The organism is Chryseobacterium sp. CH21 (assembly GCF_004119445.1).
In the GTDB taxonomy this organism is placed as follows: domain Bacteria; phylum Bacteroidota; class Bacteroidia; order Flavobacteriales; family Weeksellaceae; genus Chryseobacterium.
Window position 1 is genome coordinate 1 of record NZ_QICI01000108.1, and the last position, 293, is coordinate 293.

The 293-nt window shown below is 40.6% G+C and carries 1 protein-coding gene; it reads right to left on the bottom strand.

What is annotated here, in order from left to right:
• Positions 1-206: MgtC/SapB family protein (locus BOQ62_RS22185; RefSeq protein WP_164976826.1), on the bottom strand; the 206-nt coding region annotated here is incomplete at its 3' end.
• Between the last annotated feature and the right edge of the window lie 87 nt (positions 207-293).

Sequence of the window (293 nt, forward strand, 5' to 3'; positions counted from 1 at the left end):
AGAGAAAAGAATCGGAAGTACATCATTCCCGTGATAATATTAGCAGCAATACGATCCGGACTACCCGATTCTCCAAGGTTCATGGAAAGCATAGTAAAAATACAGGATCCCAATGTCACCAGTATCATCGTACGAAGTCCTGCCGATTTCAATTGATATTCTCTTTCGATTCCGATAATACCGCCTACAATTACAGAGAAAAGAATCGGAAGTACATCATTCCCGTGATAATATTAGCAGCAATACGATCCGGACTACCCGATTCTCCAAGGTTCATGGAAAGCATAGTAAAA